This window comes from Klebsiella sp. 7-CIP_Kleb. (genome assembly GCF_050378655.1).
GTDB lineage: Bacteria > Pseudomonadota > Gammaproteobacteria > Enterobacterales > Enterobacteriaceae > Klebsiella > Klebsiella quasipneumoniae.
Window position 1 is genome coordinate 112,861 of the sequence record NZ_JBNRLJ010000008.1, and the last position, 16,729, is coordinate 129,589.

Annotated in this window: 13 protein-coding genes and 6 pseudogenes; 11 read left to right on the top strand and 8 right to left on the bottom strand. The window is 52.7% G+C overall.

Annotated elements, in window-relative coordinates:
- Positions 1-13: 13 nt before the first annotated feature.
- From ACQUTI_RS22570 to tnpA (ACQUTI_RS22585), 4 genes and pseudogenes are all read right to left on the bottom strand, one after another.
- Positions 14-1,186, bottom strand: a complete 1,173-nt coding sequence (locus ACQUTI_RS22570) for an MFS transporter (protein WP_049013159.1) — start codon at positions 1,184-1,186, stop codon at positions 14-16.
- Positions 1,187-1,480: 294 nt separating this feature from the next.
- Positions 1,481-3,044 (bottom strand): annotated as a pseudogene (tnpC, locus tag ACQUTI_RS22575) (IS66 family transposase).
- A gap of 52 nt (positions 3,045-3,096) precedes the next feature.
- Positions 3,097-3,447 (bottom strand): IS66 family insertion sequence element accessory protein TnpB, encoded by a 351-nt coding sequence (gene tnpB, locus ACQUTI_RS22580; protein ID WP_004200420.1) that lies wholly within the window; start codon positions 3,445-3,447, stop codon positions 3,097-3,099.
- Complete coding sequence (gene tnpA / locus ACQUTI_RS22585; RefSeq protein ID WP_015632445.1) at positions 3,444-3,851, bottom strand: IS66-like element accessory protein TnpA; 408 nt, start codon at positions 3,849-3,851, stop codon at positions 3,444-3,446. Before tnpA (ACQUTI_RS22585) ends, tnpB (ACQUTI_RS22580) begins: the two co-directional genes overlap by 4 nt.
- Before the next feature lie 92 nt (positions 3,852-3,943).
- Here tnpA (ACQUTI_RS22585) and panB point away from each other — a divergent pair, with 92 nt between their 5' ends.
- The 4 genes from panB (at position 3,944) to ACQUTI_RS22605 (ending at position 6,273) form a co-directional block, all read left to right on the top strand.
- Positions 3,944-4,690 (top strand): 3-methyl-2-oxobutanoate hydroxymethyltransferase, encoded by a 747-nt coding sequence (gene panB, locus ACQUTI_RS22590; protein ID WP_275368929.1) that lies wholly within the window; start codon positions 3,944-3,946, stop codon positions 4,688-4,690.
- 497 nt (positions 4,691-5,187) lie between these two features.
- Positions 5,188-5,400, top strand: coding sequence for a hypothetical protein (locus ACQUTI_RS22595; protein ID WP_016946198.1), 213 nt, complete (start codon positions 5,188-5,190; stop codon positions 5,398-5,400).
- Positions 5,401-5,521: 121 nt separating this feature from the next.
- Positions 5,522-5,800 (top strand): DUF1778 domain-containing protein, encoded by a 279-nt coding sequence (locus ACQUTI_RS22600; protein ID WP_004902250.1) that lies wholly within the window; start codon positions 5,522-5,524, stop codon positions 5,798-5,800.
- Positions 5,791-6,273 carry a GNAT family N-acetyltransferase gene (locus tag ACQUTI_RS22605; RefSeq protein ID WP_087779121.1) on the top strand — a complete coding sequence of 161 codons (483 nt, stop codon included), beginning with the start codon at positions 5,791-5,793 and terminating at the stop codon, positions 6,271-6,273. The genes ACQUTI_RS22600 and ACQUTI_RS22605 overlap by 10 nt, the downstream gene beginning before the upstream one ends.
- Positions 6,274-6,382: 109 nt before the next feature.
- Here ACQUTI_RS22605 and ACQUTI_RS22610 read toward each other — a convergent pair.
- A pseudogene (locus ACQUTI_RS22610) lies at positions 6,383-6,819 on the bottom strand (IS1 family transposase); the annotation flags it as partial.
- 82 nt (positions 6,820-6,901) lie between these two features.
- On the opposite strand from ACQUTI_RS22610, the gene tnpA (ACQUTI_RS22615) reads away from it, so the two are divergent.
- From tnpA (ACQUTI_RS22615) to tnpC (ACQUTI_RS22625), 3 genes are read left to right on the top strand one after another with little or no spacing between them, the layout of a single operon-like run.
- Positions 6,902-7,306 carry an IS66-like element accessory protein TnpA gene (gene tnpA / locus ACQUTI_RS22615; RefSeq protein WP_225545490.1) on the top strand — a complete coding sequence of 135 codons (405 nt, stop codon included), beginning with the start codon at positions 6,902-6,904 and terminating at the stop codon, positions 7,304-7,306.
- Positions 7,303-7,650, top strand: a complete 348-nt coding sequence (gene tnpB, locus ACQUTI_RS22620; RefSeq protein WP_000612626.1) for an IS66 family insertion sequence element accessory protein TnpB — start codon at positions 7,303-7,305, stop codon at positions 7,648-7,650. Before tnpA (ACQUTI_RS22615) ends, tnpB (ACQUTI_RS22620) begins: the two co-directional genes overlap by 4 nt.
- A gap of 48 nt (positions 7,651-7,698) precedes the next feature.
- Positions 7,699-9,243 (top strand): IS66 family transposase, encoded by a 1,545-nt coding sequence (gene tnpC, locus ACQUTI_RS22625; RefSeq protein ID WP_058837173.1) that lies wholly within the window; start codon positions 7,699-7,701, stop codon positions 9,241-9,243.
- A 37-nt stretch (positions 9,244-9,280) separates the two neighbouring features.
- On the opposite strand, the pseudogene ACQUTI_RS22630 reads toward tnpC (ACQUTI_RS22625), so the two are convergent.
- Together ACQUTI_RS22630 and ACQUTI_RS22635 are read right to left on the bottom strand one after the other, a co-directional pair.
- A pseudogene (locus ACQUTI_RS22630) lies at positions 9,281-9,535 on the bottom strand (IS1-like element transposase); the annotation flags it as partial.
- Positions 9,536-9,758: 223 nt separating this feature from the next.
- Positions 9,759-11,522 carry an SgrR family transcriptional regulator gene (locus ACQUTI_RS22635; RefSeq protein ID WP_049013486.1) on the bottom strand — a complete coding sequence of 588 codons (1,764 nt, stop codon included), beginning with the start codon at positions 11,520-11,522 and terminating at the stop codon, positions 9,759-9,761.
- Between the two features lie 143 nt (positions 11,523-11,665).
- On the opposite strand from ACQUTI_RS22635, the gene ACQUTI_RS22640 reads away from it, so the two are divergent.
- Entirely contained in the window at positions 11,666-12,490 is an 825-nt protein-coding gene (locus ACQUTI_RS22640; RefSeq protein ID WP_049013487.1) for a shikimate 5-dehydrogenase, read from the top strand.
- A gap of 94 nt (positions 12,491-12,584) precedes the next feature.
- Positions 12,585-12,839 (top strand): annotated as a pseudogene (locus ACQUTI_RS22645) (fructose-specific PTS transporter subunit EIIC); the annotation flags it as partial.
- 56 nt (positions 12,840-12,895) lie between these two features.
- On the opposite strand, the pseudogene ACQUTI_RS22650 reads toward ACQUTI_RS22645, so the two are convergent.
- Positions 12,896-13,570, bottom strand: a pseudogene (locus tag ACQUTI_RS22650) (IS5 family transposase); the annotation flags it as partial.
- A 370-nt stretch (positions 13,571-13,940) separates the two neighbouring features.
- On the opposite strand from ACQUTI_RS22650, the pseudogene ACQUTI_RS22655 reads away from it, so the two are divergent.
- Together ACQUTI_RS22655 and ACQUTI_RS22660 are read left to right on the top strand one after the other, a co-directional pair.
- A pseudogene (locus tag ACQUTI_RS22655) lies at positions 13,941-14,523 on the top strand (IS1 family transposase); the annotation flags it as partial.
- 200 nt (positions 14,524-14,723) lie between these two features.
- Positions 14,724-16,721, top strand: a complete 1,998-nt coding sequence (locus tag ACQUTI_RS22660; protein ID WP_049014622.1) for a BCCT family transporter — start codon at positions 14,724-14,726, stop codon at positions 16,719-16,721.
- Positions 16,722-16,729: the final 8 nt, after the last annotated feature.

The following is a 16,729-nucleotide window of genomic DNA, read 5'->3' on the forward strand; positions in this document are numbered from 1 at the left end:
TCCCCCTCATTGATTAATGGTGTGCTTTACTCTTGGCAATTTGTGAAAGCAGCAGCAGAAGTCCCAAAAGAGACAGAACAGCACCTGCAAGACTGGTATATACAATCCCCATGCTACTGATTGTAAAAGCACCGGTTACGGAACCAAGAGCTATCCCCGAGTTAAACCCAGCAATATTCAGCCCAGATGCAACACCTGCAGCATGAGGAGCTTTCTCGGATGCAACTCTGATCAATCTTGCCTGCAAGGCAGGTACAGCGCCGAAAGTAAACATACCGAGGAGTGCCACAAGAATGCCCATCATGACCGCCGAACCTGAGAAGACCCACATCCCAAGAGCAATAATAATGATGCCACCGACGATAAGAATGTTAGCCCGGTTCACGCCGAGTGAATCTGTGATTTTGCCACCCAAAATGTTACCGATAGCAGCAAATACACCGTATACGAGCATGAAAATGCCCACACTCGCCGCAGCGACGCCTGTCAGTTGTGTCAGCATTGGTGCAATATACGTGTAGGCCGTGAACGACCCGGCATAAGACAGTACGGTAACGAGTGCTGCACTGAGTAATGTTGGGTTCAGCAATGCTGCGATACTTTTCATTGCAGAGGCACTGTGTTCGCCATGTAATGCGCGGACCGGATCTTTCATACCAAACAGCAAACCAGCGAAGCCGATTGCACCAAATACGCCTATAACAGCAAGGACGGGCCGCCATGCCATGACACCACCAAGCCAGGTACTCAGTGGTACACCAATAGCCATTGCCAGAGTAAACCCACCGAAGACAACTGCGACGGCACGTCCTTCTTTACCGCGTCCCGCTAGCTTCGCTGCGGTGCTTGCAGCTACAGCCAGGAATAATCCATGCCCGATGCCAGCCACAAAGCGTGCAACAACCATTGCGGAGAGTGTGGAAGCAAAAGCAGCCACGAAGCTCCCCAGGGTAAATACCAGAGCCGTCACGAGCATGACATTTTTTCTGGACCAACTGGCTGTTAGTGCGGTCAGGATTGGTGCAGAGAATGTTGCACCCAATGCATAGGCAGTGACAGTCGCGCCGACCTGTTCAACGGTGACATTTAGGCTCGAAGCCATGACATCGCTGAGTCCAATGGGTACAAACTCTGCCAGGCCCAGGGCAAATGCGCTCAGGGTGAAGATATACACAACAAAAGGCATGATCATTTCTCACATCATTTAAGGTTGGATGCGAGTTTAGAAAGATAGAAGGTATATTAAAAATAATGCATTTTATGCTTGGTATAGGATTTTCTATACATAGAGCCTGCCACCGAAGCCATATAATGCGTGTTAACCCATAAAATAATCATGTCAGGATGTCTCTGGTTCTGAATGCTGCGCGCCCGGGGGATGTCTACTGTATGCGATACCTTTGACCAGTCGGTAGGAAAGTGATCTTGACCCGCCATCTCCGGACAGGTAAGCGTTAACCGGACGCCGTATTGACACTGGTCAGGCAGGTATAGCCACGTTCCACGGCAGAAGTTCACCAACCCTGTTGGAAGGCCACTCAGGCAGAACGCTCAGGATGTGGCGCAGATACGCTTCCGGATCGATACCGTTCAGACGGCACGTTCCGATCAGTCCGTACAGCAGTGCACCACGTTCGCCACCATGATCGCTCCCGAAGAAGATGTAGTTTTTCTTTCCCAGGCAGACGGCGCGAAGCGCCCGCTCCGCGGCGTTATTGTCGGGTTCCGCCAGACCGTCACGGCAGTAGTAACACAGGGCATCCCACTGGTTCAGGGCATACGTGAACGCCTCTCCCTGCCGGGATTTTTTCGACAGTGTCGCACTTTTCTCCACCATCCACTCATGCAGTGACGCCAGCAGCGGCGCACTCCGCGACTGTCTGGCCGCCAGACGCTCTGTCTCCGGCATGCCGCGTATTTCCGCTTCGATGGCGTACAGTTCGCCGATGCGTTTCAGCGCTTCCTCCGCCGTGGCGCTCTGGCTGCTGATGTACACGTCGTGGATTTTTCGGCGGGCATGCGCCCAGCAGCCGCCTCTGTCAGCACGCCGCCTTCTCGCGATGTACTGAACAGCCGGTCATACCCCGCGAAGGCATCTGCCTGCAGGACGCCACGGAAGGAGCGAAGGTGCAGCTCCGGGTGTTTTCCCTGCCGGTCCGGTGAGTACGCGAACCACGCTGCCGGAGGATCTGACGAACCGGCATTCCGGTCATCCCGGACATACGTCCAGATACGCCCGGTTTTCGTCTTTTTCCTGCCCGGCGCCAGCACCGGCACTGGAGTATCATCTGTATGCAGTTTGCGGCAGTTCATCACGTAGTGGTAAAGGGCTTCGTCCAGCGGCGCCATTAAACGGCAGCACGCATCCACCCAGTTGGAGAGCAGTGCGCGGCTCAGCTCCACCCCCTGACGGGCAAGGATTTCCGTCTGGCGGTACAGCGGCAGATGTTCACAGTATTTGGCTGTTAACACACGGGCCAGCAGACCCGGTCCGGCGATACCCCGCTCGACAGGACGTGACGGCGCGGGAGCTTCCACGATACCGTCACATTTTGTGCAGGCTTTTTTTACCCGCACTGTGCGGATCACTTTCAGGGCGCTGGCAACCAGCTCCAGCTGCTCCGCGCTGACTTCGCTGAGGTACGCCATTTCACCGCCACATGCCGGGCAGCAGGTTTCTTCCGGCTCCAGCCGGAGTATCTCACGGGGAAGATGTTCCGGAAGCGGACGACGGTGCCGGGACTGACGGAGCTGGCGGGGAACCTGCGGGTCGTCTTCCCGCCCACTGTAACGATCGCTCGCCTGTTCGCGCTGTTTCAGCAGCGCTTCGGCCTGTGCCAACTCGCGGCGCAGTTTTTCAGAATGGGTGCCGAACATCATACGGCGCAGTTTTTCTATCTGAGCCCTCAGGTGTTCTATCTCCCGTTCGTCTTCCTCGATCTTTTTTCAGCGCGGGTCAGCGCAGAGCGCAGGAAGGCCTCAGTCTCGGCAACGAGACTGAGCTGGCTGTCTTTCCGGCGAAGTTCTTCTTCCAGCGCGGCGATACGGGCGAGATAGTCCTAACTCATGACCCATTTATAATGCGGCCATGCTTTTTTACAACATTGTCAGTGAGTTAAGACGGGGTGTTTTGGGCTGACGCCAGTCCAGCTTATCGAGGAGCATGGCCAGTTGCGAGCGACTAATGGCCACCTTGCCGTCGCGCACGGCGGGCCAGACGAACTGCCCTTCCTCAAGGCGTTTGGTGAAGAGGCACAGTCCATCCGCATCTGCCCAGAGAATTTTGACGGTATCACCCCGGCGGCCACGGAAGATGAACAGGTGGCCGGAGAAGGGGTTCTCATCCAGTACGTGCTGTATCTGCTCGCCCAGACCGTTGAAGGATTTACGCATGTCGGTGGCGCCGGCGACCAGCCAGATACGGGTGCCAGACGGGAGGGAGATCATCGTCCCCTCCCGGTCAGTTCGCGAAGCAGTGTTTTCAGGATAGCGGGAGATAAGTTCCCTGTCAGGCGCAGACTGGCGCTCCCGACAGCCACTTCGCAGGTCATCACCTCACCGTAAGCGGAACCGGATGGTTCATAGTGTGGTTCTGCATGATGTGACAGGGACATGTCAGATACCACAACAGGGATGACAGCATCAGGTTTACTGACTGAACGTTGTATTTCATCGGGCAAAAGGTGGCTGTAGCGCTGGCGCCATGTAAACAACAGATTGTCATTAATCCCGTGTTCTCTGGCCAGTTGGGCCACGCAGGCTCCAGGCTGATAAGATTTTTCGACAAGTTCCAGTTTAAAGTCCATGGAGTAAGACGCACGAACCCTGCGGGGACGAAGAGAATCTGACATTGATAGAGTCCATTAACGTTTATAAGAGGACTCTATCATCGTCAATCACCGGAAATTTCAACAGACGGTACTGAGATGACGCTTACGAAAAGATTGCCATGCTGACCTGCTATGATGCGACATTTGCACACGTAGCCAGTACTGCGGGTGTGGATATGCTGCTCATCGGCGATACATTAGGTATGATTTTACAGGGACATGACAGCACATTGCCTGTCACTGTGGATGACATGGTTTATCACACAGATTGTGTGAGGAAAGGTAATACCGGGAGTTTTATCATCGCTGACATGCCATTCATGTCCAGTATATCCCCCGAACAAACATTGTGTAACGCAGGAAAGTTAATGCGGGCCGGAGCACAGATGGTCAAACTGGAAGGGGGCGAATGGCTGGCTGACGTAATCCGCCAGTTGACCCGACAGGGAGTACCCGTCTGTGCTCATATTGGGCTCACGCCACAATCCGTTAACGTTTTCGGTGGGTTTAAGGTTCAGGGGCGAGGCCAGGAGCAGGCTGATGATTTGCTCGCTACAGCCAAAAAACTGGAAGACGCAGGAGCGGCCATGATCCTGGTTGAAGCAGTTCCAGCCTCTGTTCGCAGAATGTTGAGTAAAACCGTATCGGTGCCCATTATTGGTATTGGTGCCGGGGTTGATACCGATGGGCAGGTCCTGGTTCTGCACGATATGCTGGGCCTCAGTTTATCCGGTCATACACCTAAATTTGTGCGCAACTTTATGTCCGGGCAGGAGAGTATTGGCGCAGCAATCAGATCCTATGTCTCCGCAGTAAAAAACGGTTCATTTCCAGCCAGTGAACACTGTTATAAAGAATAACTTTGTTCCTCATTGTTGAGTATGAGCCGGGGCATTACCTCCCGGCTCATGCCGGAAATTTCGGCGGTTCCGGCGTAGACCCCCTTATTGAACTCTGAACGTTTGCTGTAGACAGCGACTGGAAAAGACGGGAGGAAGAGCGATGCTATCAGCTGCGATGCCAGAAATTTTATGCATGGTCAGAAAAATGGATCACCGTCGACCAACTTAAGAACTCCCGTCTGTGGACAGACGCCCCCATACGCCGCTGGCCTGGCGTGCCACTGCAGCAGGGCAAATGTTGAAGCCGTCAGGATGGCGGACACAGGCCCGGACTTACAGACGTGGCGACAGGCACGTATCGATAAAAAACGAACCATCCATAAATTTTTTGAGATCCCATCTCTCTGAGTGTGAATACCCGGCTTGTTCTCACGCTTATCACCGAAAGTGGCGAACTGGCCTGAGGGGCGAGCGCTTTAACAGAATTAACACCTACTATGTTATGGAGAAAATAAATGAGCATCGAAGCGAAGCAGTTTCTTACCGGCAGCGGCAGAGGAGTGCTGACAGATGATGGAAGACAGGGAATGGGAGCGGTTGCTGGTGTAGGTTCGTCAACTGAGAGAATGCAGGGTATCGTAGCTGCAGCGGTGTTTGAAAACTGCGGCCAACTGGACAACCAGCAGCTTGATGAAATTATCAGCTGGATACAACTTTATAAGTCCTGAAAGATGCATGATGATACAACGCGGCTCGTGTTTCTGATCGACGAAAGTGTGCCAGATTTGTATAGCGTTTCTATATACAAAGGCTATAATCGTGTATAAATCTGCTACACATGAGGTATCTATGAAACCAGACGTTCGTGAAGCTCCGATTAATATCCGGGCCAAAACATCACAGCGTGACCTGATCGACATGGCCGCAAGCCTGGTCTCAAAATCACGGACTGATTTTATGCTTGAGGTTGCCTGCAGGGAGGCACAGGACATTCTGCTTGATCAACGCCTGTTCCTCCTCAATGACAATCAGTTTGAGGCGTTTATTGAAGAGCTTGACGCCCCAATAACGCCGGAGCGCCAGGCGCGAATCGATAACCTCATGAACCGCAAATCACCATGGGAATGAGAGCGCCTGAGTCCCTGACGTCTGAACATAACATCGCTGAGTTCTGCTGCCAGGAGCCTGCCCTTAATGAGTGGTTAAAGAAGAAGGCTCTCAGAAACAACAGTACTGGCATTTCCCGTGTCTATGTCGTCTGCGCAGAAAACACTAACCGGGTCATCGGTTATTATTGTTTATCTTCGGGTAGCGTCCACCGTAACACAGTGCCTGGGGCCTATAGACGCAACGCGCCTGATGTTATTCCAGTCATTGTTTTGGGACGGCTTGCCATCGACCAGGCCTGGTCCGGGAATGGGCTTGGTGCCGCAATTCTTAAGGATGCTATCTACCGTACGCAAAACATTGCCTTTCAGGTCGGGGTGAGAGCACTGGCCGTGCATGCGCTGAATGAAGAAGTTAAATGTTTTTACACCCGTTTTGGCTTTGAACCTTCCATAGTCAACACGCTGACATTGTTATTCCCGATAAAAGTCTGACTGGTTTTCTGTGGTGAGTATGTACGTGAACGGCCAACAGTCTCTTACGATCGGACGTTTCTGGTGCGACTCGGAGTCCACGGCGTGCTGTTGAGGTAGTGACTCCAACTTACTGATAGTGTTTTATGTTCAGATAATGCCCGATGACTTTGTCATGCAGCTCCACCGATTTTGAGAACGACAGCGACTTCCGTCCCAGCCTTGCCAGATGTTGTCTCAGATTCAGGTTATGTCGCTCAATGCGCTGAGTGTAACGCTTGCTGATAACGTGCAGCTTTCCCTTCAGGCGTGATTCATACAGCGGCCAGCCATCCGTCATCCATACCACGACCTCAAAGGCCGACAGCACTCCAGTGTGGCCAGAGTGCGTTCACCGAAGACGTGCGCCACAGCCGTCCTCCGTATCCTGTCATACGCGTAAAACAGCCAGCGCTGACGTGATTTAGCACCGACGTAGCCCCACTGTTCGTCCATTTCAGCGCAGACAATCACATCACTGCCCGGTTGTATGCGCGAGGTTACCGACTGCGGCCTGAGTTTTTTAAGTGTAAGCGTCGTCTCAGCACCGTCTGGCAGATCCTGAAATTCCTGAGAGGATAGTGGACACCAAATATGGTGGACGCTATTCATGAAATCATTAACCGCAGTGCGTAAAAAAAGCCCTAATTATCCCGTTGAGTTCAAAATCAAAATGGTTGAACTCTCGCATCGACCAGAGATCTCCGTAGCGCAACTCGCTCGTGAGCATGGGATCAACGATAATTTGCTGTTCAAGTGGCGCCAGTACTGGCGCGAAGGAAAACTACGTCCTCCTTCAACAACAGAAAACAGCGTGCCTGAGCTGCTCCCGATAACACTTGATGCCGAAGATGTTGTCCCTGCAACCTCCCCCCGGTCACAACCTGTAGCTGCTGCGGCACCTGAATCACTCAATATCAGCTGTGAAGTGACGTTCCGGCACGGATCACTCCGTCTGAATGGTGCCATCAGAGAAAATATCCTGAACCTGCTGATACGGGAGCTCAAACGTTGATCCCATTACCATCAGGGACAAAGATCTGGCTGGTCGCTGGCATCACCGATATGAGAAACGGCTTCAACGGCCTGGCGGCAAAGGTGCAGACGACGCTGAAAGACGATCCGATGTCCGGCCACGTTTTTATCTTCCGTGGGCGTAATGGCAGTCAGGTAAAGCTTCTCTGGTCTACCGGCGATGGACTGTGTCTGCTGACCAAACGGCTGGAGCGCGGCCGCTTCGCCTGGCCGTCAGCCCGGGATGGCAAAGTGTTCCTCACACCGGCACAGCTGGCGATGCTCCTTGAAGGTATCGACTGGCGGCAGCCTAAAAGACTGCTTACGTCACTGACTATGTTGTAGGCCTCTTTATCCTGGTCGACGCTGAATGAGCCTGGTAATATATCCGGTATGAACAGCTCACGTCCTGACGATATCGATGAACTGAAACGTCTCCTTGCCGAACAGGAGGCGCTGAATCGTGCCCTGCAGGAAAAACTGAACGAGCGTGAACGCGAAATAGATCACCTGCAGGCGCAACTGGATAAGCTGCGCCGAATGAACTTCGGCAGCCGCTCCGAAAAAGTCTCCCGCCGTATCGCTCAGATGGAAGCCGACCTTAACCAGTTGCAGAAAGAAAGCGATACCCTTACCGGCCGGGTGGATGACCCGGCCGTGCAGCGCCCTCTGCGGCAGACCCGTACCCGCAAACCATTCCCTGAATCACTTCCCCGTGACGAAAAACGGCTGCTGCCGGCAGCGTCATGCTGCCCGGAATGTGGTGGTGTGATGAGCTACCTGAGTGAGGATGCCGCCGAACAGCTGGAGCTGATGCGCAGCGCCTTCCGGGTTATCCGGACAGTACGTGAAAAGCATGCCTGTACTCAGTGCGATGCCATCGTGCAGGCCCCCGCGCCTTCGCGGCCCATCGAGCGGGGTATCGCAGGACCGGGGCTGCTGGCCCGCGTGCTGAGTTCAAAGTATGCAGAGCACACCCCGCTGTACCGCCAGTCTGAAATATACGGCCGCCAGGGCGTGGAGCTGAGTCGTTCACTGCTGTCGGGCTGGGTGGATGCATGCTGCCGGCTACTGTCACCGCTGGAAGAAGCGCTTCAGGACTATGTGCTGACTGACGGTAAGCTCCATGCTGATGACACGCTTGTCCCGGTGCTGTTGCCAGGCAATAAGAAAACGAAGACCGGGCGGTTATGGACCTACGCTCGTGACGACCGTAACGCCGGGTCAACGCTGGCGCCGACGGTGTGGCTCGCTTACAGCCCGGACAGAAAAGGCATCCATCCGCAGACCCATCTTGCGGGGTTCAGTGGTGTACTGCAGGCGGATGCATACGCCGGGTTCAACGAGCTGTACCGGGATGGCCGGATAACGGAAGCCGCCTGTTGGGCTCACGCCCGCCGTAAAATCCACGATGTGCACGTTCGCACCCCGTCAGCTCTGACGGAGGAAGCGCTGAAACGGATCGGCGAACTGTACGCCATCGAGGCAGAGATAAGGGGAATGACGGCGGAGCAGCGCCTTGCCGAACGTCAGTTGAAAACGAAACCGCTGCTGAAATCCCTGGAAAGCAGGCTGCGTGAAAAGATGAAAACCCTGTCGCGACACTCAGAACTGGCGAAAGCGTTCGCATACGCCCTGAACCAGTGGCCGGCGCTGACGTACTATGCAGATGATGGCTGGGCTGAGGCGGACAATAACATCGCTGAAAATGCGCTGCGGATGGTCAGTCTGGGCCGCAAAAACTACCTGTTCTTCGGTTCGGATCATGGAGGAGAGCGGGGAGCGCTGCTGTACAGCCTGATCGGGATCGGGACGTGCAAACTGAACGGAGTGGAGCCAGAAAGCTACCTCCGCTATGTCCTTGACGTCATAGCCGACTGGCCGATAAACCGGGTCAGCGAACTACTCCCCTGGCGCATCACACTGCCAACTGAATAACCCATCCCCGTCAATACGGTTCTCGCTGGACGCTTACTTTTAAGTGACGTAAAACCGTGTTGAGGCCAACGCCCATAATGCGTGCACTGGCGCGACATCCGACGCCATTCATGGCCATATCAGTAATTTTCTGGTGCGTACCGGGCTGAGAGGCGGTGTAAGTGAACTGTAGTTGCCATGTTTTACGGCAGTGAGCGCAGAGATAGCGCTGATGTCCGGCAGTGCTTTTGCCGTTACGCACCACCCCGTCAGTAGCTGAACAGGAGGGACAGCTGATAGAAACAGAAGCCACTGGAGCACCTCAAAAAAACCATCATACACTAAATCAGTAAGTTGGCAGCATCACCAAGAAAGAGTGCAAGTATTCGGAACATAGTGAAGCCTGTATCAGGTAGAGTGAAAACTTATTTTGTCATGTGAACACTGTTATCGTCATCCCGTACCCTGAATCAAATAATGTGTCGTCTCAGAAGGTTATCTTCCTGACATCATGCAAAGCACAACCGAACTGCAGGTTACTCAGGCTCCATCCATGTTGATTTAAAATCGAACCAGCCGAGATTGTTCAGGTGGATCCCCTGAGCCTGCTCAGGCCCTTTCAGGCGCATCCAGTGATGGAACAGTGGCTGCAACCACCCCTCCCCCACCACATTTTGCACCAGTTGCTGAGAGGTCAACGTTTCTTCTCGCCACTGTCGCAACCACTGGTTGAAAATGACGGTATTGCCCCCGGAAATGTGGTTTTTTAACAAGGGCATACCCAACAACCATGCCCCTACATTCCATGCTTCGGGAACAGGAAAGTTGACTGTTCCCAGCCAGAGGTCCACTTTTACCTCTCCTGTAGCCCAGCGTTCGTACTCTAATTCGATGAGTTCGAGGTCGACGCCAGAATCGGCAAGAACATCTCTCATATCACCAGCCAACATCCGGTATTCAGGGTGCTGTGCGTGATAAGCTAACTTTAACCGGCAAGGTATTTTTGGCGGCTGCGATTGACCGGCATCCATACAGTGAAACCATGCAGGTAACAGGCTCCCTGTCGGCACCCAAAATTGTCGGATCGGCTCGATCAGTTTCTGTATTAACAGGTTCGGATTGAGCTTTTCGCGCAGCCAGCGTCGGTTTTCAATGCTCTGCCACTGGCTGGAGCGGCTGTCACAAAGCAAAAAGTACCCGCCGCGCTCAAGAAACATCTCGTTTGAAAGGTCAGACGGTTTACCTGTGAAATTAACCGCACGACCGGCAGCATAATCCACGTCACTAATGCTTGAACTCAGCCAAGCGGCAGACTGCCCGGGCACGGCATTAACTGCTGGCGATTTGGCCGGTTTATCACTTAATGACAGCGTGGCAAGATCAGCCCACATCAATACTTCCACCTCATCAAGCAAGGCCCGAAAGCCGAAATAGCGGTCATAGGCTTTTAGAAGCAGACGCCAGTCGTTATTTTCACTCACCTGATATGGTCCGGTGCCAACGGGATGTGCGGCAAAATCCGCACGCAAGGCGTGGTCGGCAGGCAAAATCAGCGCTGTCGGGTGAGACAATAAAAGCGGAAGTTGTGGGTCTGCCTGGCTGAGCTCAACCACTACACTCAGTGCACCGCCCTGACAGATACGCTGAATATGAGAGAAAAGCGGATTGCTCGCGCAGCGGGTCAACGATTCAACCACATCTTCGCTGGTCAGCTCCCGTCCGTCGTGAAACAACACACCTGGGCGCAAATAGAATCGCCAGTGCAGTTCGTCAACCTGACGCCATTGATGTGCGAGATCAGGCTCTGGTGTGCCAGTATTCTCATTGATACGGGTAAGCCCGTTAAAAATTTGTCTGACAAGATGCAGCTCCGAACGACGCAGCGGAGTGCCGGGGTAAAGATTAGGCATGGTGCGGTAATACGGCACGCTAAGCGACTGGTAGTCATTGCGGATGCTATAACCCAGCTTGCTCCGAAGCAGTGAAGTCACCAGTTGTTTTTCTTCGCCAAGCAGACTGAGTGCTTCGTCAAAACTGCCTTCATCGATAAGCTTGTCGGCCTTTTCAACCAGCATCTGATGGGAATTTCTCAGCAGATTCAACTGTGACCTATGCCCTCGTCCTGCAACCGATAACCAGTCAACCCAGCCCAATGTCTGCATCTGTACCAACAGGCTGCGCATATGCCTTTTACTGTAGTGAAGCTTATCCGCCAGTTCCTGCAGGGTCGTACTGCCGGTCTGTGCCGGGAAAATATCTAACAGGCGCAGATATTGTTGTTCAAGCCGTCGACTGGTCATAAAAGAGGAGCTCCGATGCATAAACTTCAGCCGTTTTTAATCTCATCTTTTTAAGCCATTATTTCCCAAACCGCAACGAGGATGGTTAACCCAGGGGGGCCATCCCGTTTGATAACAGACGTATTTATCTGAAGGCATTCGTTATGACTAAACATTTGAACAAAGATACCACTATCTGCATGTCACTGGCCGCAAGACCAAGTAATTTTGGTACGCGTTTTCATAATTATCTCTACGACGCGATGGATCTCGATTACCTGTATAAGGCCTTTACTACCCGGGATTTGAAAGCCGCTATCGGCGGCGTTCGCGCATTAGGTATTCGTGGCTGTGCAATCTCAATGCCGTTCAAAGAGGAGTGTATTCCGATGCTGGATGAACTCGATGCCTCTGCAAAGGCCATCAACTCGGTAAATACCATTGTGAATAACGACGGCTATCTCAAGGCCTATAACACCGACTACATCGCCATAGCCACTCTGCTGAAGCAGTATAAGGTTCCCACCGACTTTACCTTTGCCCTGCGCGGCAGCGGCGGCATGGCGAAAGCGGTGGCCTGTGCACTCAAAGATGCTGGTTTCAGTAAAGGGGTTATAGTTGCTAAAAATGAAAAAACGGGCCCTGAATTAGCCGGACTGTATGGCTTTGACTGGCGCAAAGAGATGGGGGATCTGAACGCTGACCTTCTCATTAACGCAACGCCTGTCGGTATGGCAAATGGCGAGGACGCCGACAAACTTTCCTTTACGCAGCAGCAGATTGAACAGGCACAGATAATCTTCGAGGTCGTTGCTCTCCCGGTAGAAACTCCGTTGGTCTCCTGTGCCAAAAGTAAGAACAAGGTCGTCATTACTGGCGCTGAAGTGTTTGCGATTCAGGCCGTAGAGCAGTTTGTTCTCTATACCGGTGTCAGGCCTGATAAGGAACTGTTTCTGCAGGCGGCCCGTCACGCTCGTGCCGGAGCCTAAAGCACCAAATCTCACCTCAGTTTTTAATATAAAAGCATATCGATACTCGTTATCCGATAACAAAAAATAGAAGGTGTACCCTATGAATAACAGCATTTATAAACATCTAATGACCGGTGTGTCACATATGCTTCCCCTTGTTGTCGCCGGAGGGTTGTGTATTGCCCTTTCCTTTGTTTTTGGTATACAGGCATTTAAAGAACCTGGTACGCTTGCCGCCGCATTAATGATCATAGGAGGTAAGGCGGCTTTTGCCCTGATGGTTCCGGTACTGGCAGGATACATCGCCTTTTCTGTTGCTGATCGTCCCGGTCTCGCGCCGGGTTTAATCGGTGGCATGCTGGCAAGTGGCTTTGTTGAATAAATCAGATTTCGGGTAAGTCTCCCCCGTAGCGGGTTGTGTTTTCAGGCAATACGCACGCTTTCAGGCATACCTGCTTTCGTCATTTTGTTCAGCGCTCGTACCAGGGCCATAGCCTCCGCAACCTGACCATCGTAGTCACGCAGCGTCAGTGAACCCCCGAACAGCTGTTTTACCCGGTACATCGCCGTTTCCGCTATCGAGCGACGGTTGTAATCTGTTGTCCATTTCCACCGCGCATTACTCCCGGTCCTTCGCTGATTAGCCACTGCACGGTTACGGTCTGCATATTCACCGGGCCAGTAACCCACACCTTTTCGGGGAGGGATAAGCGCGCTGATTTTCTTACGCCGCAGTTCATCGTGACAGAGCCGGGTGTCGTAAGCGCCGTCTGCCGATGCTGCCCTGATTTTTCTGTGAGTCTGCCGGATAAGACCCGGGAAGGCTTCTGAGTCCGTCACATTGTTCAGCGACAGGTCTGCACAGATGATTTCATTTGTTTTGCTGTCAACTGCCAGATGCAACTTTCGCCATATACGACGGCGTTCTTTGCCGTGTTTTTTGACTTTCCATTCGCCTTCACCAAAGACCTTCAGCCCGGTGGAATCAATCACCAGATGCGCGATTTCACCCCGGGTGAACGTTTTGAAACTGACATTAACCGACTTTGCGCGCTTGCTGACACTGGTGTAATCCGGGCAGCGCAACGGAACATTCATCTAAAGCTGGGATACCCGGCCTCCTTTGTGCCTGCGAGCACATTCAGTCTCGTCGAAAAATCGCAATCAGAAGAAAGGCTCCGGGTTTCTGAGGTGAACAACGGGCACCAGCTGGCCCGCCAGCCACCTTAGCTGGTTAGACTGGTACATGCCTGCCCCACCCGCCACCAGCTGACCGTCATGCTATCCCCATCTCCTCGTCCGCGTTAAAGGCAATCGCCTCTTCATCCATGAACGCCGGATAATTAAACTCCTCCACTGCTTTAATAACGTCCGGGTTGTTGCGCCAGCATTCATCCACAATACCGACGGATTACTGTTCTGCTTCCTGTCGCAACTGACGAGCGGTCTCATAGTTGTCCCAGCGGCTTGCCGTAAAACATGGCAACTACAGTTCACTTACACCGCCTCTCAGCCCGGTACGCACCAGAAAATTACTGATATGGCCATGAATGGCGTCGGACGTCGCGCCAGTGCACGCATTATGGGCGTTGGCCTCAACACGGTTTTACGTCACTTAAAAAACTCAGGCCGCAGTCGGTAACCTCGCGCATACAACCGGGCAGTGATGTGATTGTCTGCGCTGAAATGGACGAACAGTGGGGCTACGTCGGTGCTAAATCACGTCAGCGCTGGCTGTTTTACGCGTATGACAGGATACGGAGGACGGCTGTGGCGCACGTCTTCGGTGAACGCACTCTGGCCACACTGGAGTGCTGTCGGCCTTTGAGGTCGTGGTATGGATGACGGATGGCTGGCCGCTGTATGAATCACGCCTGAAGGGAAAGCTGCACGTTATCAGCAAGCGTTACACCCAGCGCATTGAGCGACATAACCTGAATCTGAGACAACATCTGGCAAGGCTGGGACGGAAGTCACTGTCGTTCTCAAAATCGGTGGAGCTGTATGACAAGGTCATCGGGCATTATCTGAACATAAAACACTATCAGTAAGTTGGAGTCATTACCGGCGGTTCTGTTAAATTTCGGCAGATATTGGCTCATCATTGATGGTCAAAAAATGAGCCCAACGTACAATAATTTTCGATATCCAAACTGACCCCATTAACGCCTCATAGCCAGTTGAACTTTGCTACTCTGTTAGAGGTAGTGCCTTCTATCCAGTGCGGCTTTAATTAATGGAATAAATGATTATGAGTGATAATGATACAATCCCGAAGAAGTCTACAAGCCAGATTAACAAAGCGGTATTCTTTACATCTGCTTTGCTGATTTTCCTTCTTGTCGCCTTTGCCGCGGTATTCCCGGATGTCGCCGACAAAAATTTTAAACTACTACAGCAACAAATCTTCACGAATGCCAGCTGGTTCTACATCCTTGCTGTGGCCCTGATTTTACTAAGTGTCACGTTCCTTGGACTCTCACGCTACGGTGATATCAAGCTGGGACCGGACCATGCGCAGCCTGATTTCAGCTACCACTCCTGGTTTGCGATGCTTTTTTCGGCAGGGATGGGGATCGGCCTGATGTTCTTTGGCGTTGCCGAACCTGTAATGCATTATCTTTCGCCACCCGTTGGCACGCCAGAAACCGTTGTGGCAGCCAAGGAAGCAATGCGTCTGACCTTCTTCCACTGGGGACTGCACGCATGGGCAATTTATGCCATTGTGGCGCTGATCCTGGCGTTCTTCAGTTACCGTCACGGTCTGCCTTTAACTCTGCGCTCCGCACTCTATCCCATTATTGGCGATCGCATATACGGGCCTGTAGGCCATGCGGTTGATATTTTCGCTGTTATCGGCACGGTCTTTGGCGTCGCGACATCGTTGGGTTACGGTGTTTTGCAGGTGAATGCCGGTTTGAACCATCTTTTCGGGGTGCCCATCAATGAAACGGTGCAGGTTATTCTGATCGTGGTCATCACGGGGTTAGCGACGATTTCAGTGGTGTCCGGCCTGGATAAGGGAATACGTATCCTGTCTGAGCTCAATCTGGGTCTGGCGTTGTTGCTCCTGGCGCTGGTCCTGTGCCTGGGACCAACCGTGCTTCTGCTGAAGTCATTTGTGGAAAATACGGGCGGTTATCTTTCGGAACTGGTGAGTAAAACGTTCAACCTTTACGCGTATGAGCCTAAGTCGAGCAACTGGCTGGGGGGCTGGACATTACTGTACTGGGGATGGTGGCTTTCATGGTCGCCGTTTGTGGGGATGTTCATCGCCCGGGTCTCCCGCGGGCGAACCATTCGCGAGTTTGTCACCGGCGTGCTGTTTGTTCCCGCGGGTTTTACGCTCATGTGGATGACGGTGTTTGGTAACAGCGCGATCTATCTCATTATGAACCAGGGGGCCACAGACCTCGCCAATACTGTTCAGCAGGATGTGGCGCTGGCCCTGTTTAATTTCCTGGAACATTTCCCGTTCTCTTCCGTGCTGTCATTCATCGCAATGGCGATGGTCATCGTCTTCTTTGTCACGTCTGCTGATTCGGGGGCAATGGTTGTTGATACTCTGGCATCAGGTGGAGTGGCAAACACACCCGTCTGGCAGCGAATATTTTGGGCCTCGCTCATGGGCATTGTCGCAATTGCGCTTCTCCTTGCCGGAGGGCTAAGTGCGCTGCAAACAGTGACAATAGCGAGTGCATTGCCCTTCTCAGTGATCTTACTGATATCCATATACGGACTTTTAAAAGCTTTGCGCCGGGATTTGACCAAGCGTGAAAGCCTGAGCATGGCGACAATTGCTCCTACGGCTGCACGTAACCCAATTCCCTGGCAGAGAAGGTTACGCAATATCGCCTATCTGCCGAAGCGATCTCTTGTGAAACGTTTTATGGACGACGTCATCCAGCCCGCCATGACGCTGGTTCAGGAAGAGCTGAACAAGCAGGGGACGATAAGCCACATCAGTGATGCAGTCGACGATCGTATTCGTCTTGAAGTCGATTTGGGTAACGAGCTGAATTTTATATATGAAGTGAGGCTTCGCGGGTATAGCTCACCGACCTTCGCGCTCGCCGCGATGGATAATAATGAGCAGCTGACTGAACAACATAGATATTATCGCGCTGAGGTTTATCTCAAAGAAGGCGGTCAAAATTATGATGTGATGGGCTGGAACCAGGAACAGCTGATTAATGACATACTGGACCAGTACGAAAAACATCTGCACTTCCTGCACCTGGTTCGTTAATAGCAACA